The sequence below is a fragment of the Companilactobacillus formosensis genome (assembly GCF_005405305.1).
GTDB lineage: Bacteria > Bacillota > Bacilli > Lactobacillales > Lactobacillaceae > Companilactobacillus > Companilactobacillus formosensis.
In genome coordinates, this window is the sequence record NZ_BJDU01000014.1 from 2020 (window position 1) to 5105 (window position 3086).

The 3086-nt window shown below is 47.9% G+C and carries 1 rRNA gene; it reads left to right on the plus strand.

Going from position 1 to position 3086, the window contains the following annotated elements:
* Window positions 1–101 precede the first annotated feature (101 nt).
* Window positions 102–3019, plus strand: a 23S ribosomal RNA gene (locus FFM65_RS11950).
* The last annotated feature ends 67 nt before the right edge of the window (window positions 3020–3086 follow it).

Genomic DNA, 3086 nt, shown 5'->3' on the forward strand with positions numbered 1-3086 from the left:
CGTCAAACTCGTACCTTGAAAACTGGATATTAAGAATTAATGATTTAAAGAAACACCGAAAACTGCGCGATAAAAGTGGATGTATTTCCATATTTTGTCAAGATTAAGTTATAAAGGGCGCACGGTGGATGCCTAGGCACTAGGAGCCGATGAAGGACGTAACTAACGACGATACGCCTCGGGGAGCTGTAAGTAAGCTTTGATCCGGGGATTTCCGAATGGGGGAACCCAAATATCGTAATGGATATTTACTTGTTTGTGAATACATAGCAATCAAGAGGAACACGCAATGAACTGAAACATCTAAGTAGTTGCAGGAAGAGAAAGAAAATTCGATTCCCTGAGTAGCGGCGAGCGAAACGGGAATAGCCCAAACTATGAAGCTTGCTTCATAGGGTTGTAGGACTGATGTTGTGAGAACAAAAGGTAATGATAGTTGAACAAGTTGGAAAGCTTGGCCAAAGAGAGTGAAAGCCTCGTAAACGAAATCTGACCCACTCCATTCAGTATCCTGAGTACGGCGGAACACGAGAAACTCCGTCGGAATCCGGGAGGACCATCTCCCAAGGCTAAATACTCCCTAGTGACCGATAGTGAACCAGTACCGTGAGGGAAAGGTGAAAAGTACCCCGGAAGGGGAGTGAAATAGATCCTGAAACCGTGTGCCTACAAGTAGTCAAAGTCCGTTTATGGATGATGGCGTGCCTTTTGTAGAATGAACCGGCGAGTTACGTTAACATGCAAGGTTAAGATGAAAAGTCGGAGCCGTAGCGAAAGCGAGTCTGAATAGGGCGACTAAGTATGTTGATGTAGACCCGAAACCAAGTGACCTACCCATGACCAGGTTGAAGATGCGGTAAAACGCATTGGAGGACCGAACCCGTGTATGTTGAAAAATGCTGGGATGAGTTGTGGGTAGCGGTGAAATTCCAAACGAACTTGGAGATAGCTGGTTCTCTCCGAAATAGCTTTAGGGTTAGCCTCGGGGATTAGGATCGTGGAGGTAGAGCACTGTTTGGACTAGGGGCCCGTCTTGGGTTACTGAATTCAGATAAACTCCGAATACCATTGATCTATACCCGGGAGTCAGACGATGAGTGATAAGATCCACCGTCGAAAGGGAAACAGCCCAGATCACCAGTTAAGGTCCCAAAATTCATGCTAAGTGGAAAAGGATGTGGAAACGCATAGACAACTAGGATGTTGGCTTAGAAGCAGCCATTCATTCAAAGAGTGCGTAATAGCTCACTAGTCGAGTGATTCTGCGCCGAAAATGTACCGGGGCTAAGCATGATACCGAAACTGTGGATGTGTCGTAAGACACGTGGTAGGAGAGCGTTGTAAGAGCATTGAAGCTGTACCGTGAGGAGCAGTGGAGTTCTTAGAAGTGAGAATGCCGGTATGAGTAACGAAAGACCAGTGAGAATCTGGTCGGCCGCAAGACTAAGGTTTCCTGGGGAAGGCTCGTCCTCCCAGGGTTAGTCGGGGCCTAAGATGAGACCGAGAGGTGTAATCGATGGATAACAGGTTGATATTCCTGTACTAGTTTATTTTGTTTGAACGATGGAAGGACGCAGGAGGATGATGTGTGCGCGCTGATGGATATGCGCGTCCAAGCAGTAAGTCTTGATATGAGTCAAATGCTTATGTCTTTAAGGACAAGCTGTGATGGGGAGTGAAATTTTAGTAACGAAGCACAATAACTCACACTGCCAAGAAAAGTTTCTAGTTAGAAATAAACTACCCGTACCGCAAACCGACACAGGTAGTCGAGGAGAGTATCCTAAGGTCAGCGAGTGAACTCTCGTTAAGGAACTCGGCAAAATGACCCCGTAACTTCGGGAGAAGGGGTGCTGGTGTAACAGCCAGCCGCAGTGAATAGGCCCAAACAACTGTTTATCAAAAACACAGGTCTATGCTAAATCGTAAGATGACGTATATGGGCTGACGCCTGCCCGGTGCTGGAAGGTTAAGAGGATCAGTTAGCTTTTGCGAAGCTGAGAATTGAAGCCCCAGTAAACGGCGGCCGTAACTATAACGGTCCTAAGGTAGCGAAATTCCTTGTCGGGTAAGTTCCGACCCGCACGAAAGGCGTAATGATTTGGGCACTGTCTCAACGAGAGACTCGGTGAAATTATAATACCCGTGAAGATGCGGGTTACCCGCGACAGGACGGAAAGACCCCATGGAGCTTTACTGTAGCTTGATATTGAGTTTTTGTGTGACATGTACAGGATAGGTAGGAGCCGTTGATTTCGGAACGCTAGTTTCGAAGGAGGCATTGGTGGGATACTACCCTTGTTATATGAAAGCTCTAACCTACATCGCTCAGCGCGATGAGGGACAGTGTCTGGTGGGCAGTTTGACTGGGGCGGTCGCCTCCTAAAATGTAACGGAGGCGCTCAAAGGTTCGCTCAGAATGGTTGGAAATCATTCGCAGAGTGTAAACGTAAAAGCGAGCTTGACTGCGAGACTGACAAGTCGAGCAGGGACGAAAGTCGGAGTTAGTGATCCGGTGGTACCATATGGAAGGGCCATCGCTCAACGGATAAAAGCTACCCTGGGGATAACAGGCTTATCTCCCCCAAGAGTTCACATCGACGGGGAGGTTTGGCACCTCGATGTCGGCTCATCGCATCCTGGGGCTGTAGTCGGTCCCAAGGGTTGGGCTGTTCGCCCATTAAAGCGGTACGCGAGCTGGGTTCAGAACGTCGTGAGACAGTTCGGTCCCTATCCGTCGCGGGCGTAGGAAATTTGAGAGGAGCTGTCCTTAGTACGAGAGGACCGGGATGGACATACCTCTGGTGTACCAGTTGTGCCGCCAGGCGCATCGCTGGGTAGCTACGTATGGAAGGGATAAACGCTGAAAGCATCTAAGTGTGAAGCCCCCCTCGAGATGAGATTTCCCATTCCTTTATGGAAGTAAGATCCGTTAAAGAATATGACGTAGATAGGCTGCGGGTGGAAGTGTAGCGATACATGGAGCTGAGCAGTACTAATAGATCGAGGACTTAATCGAGTAAGAGTTTACAGCAGTTTGAAGTGTTTTAAATCATTAACTTAATATCTAGTTTTGAAGGTACGAG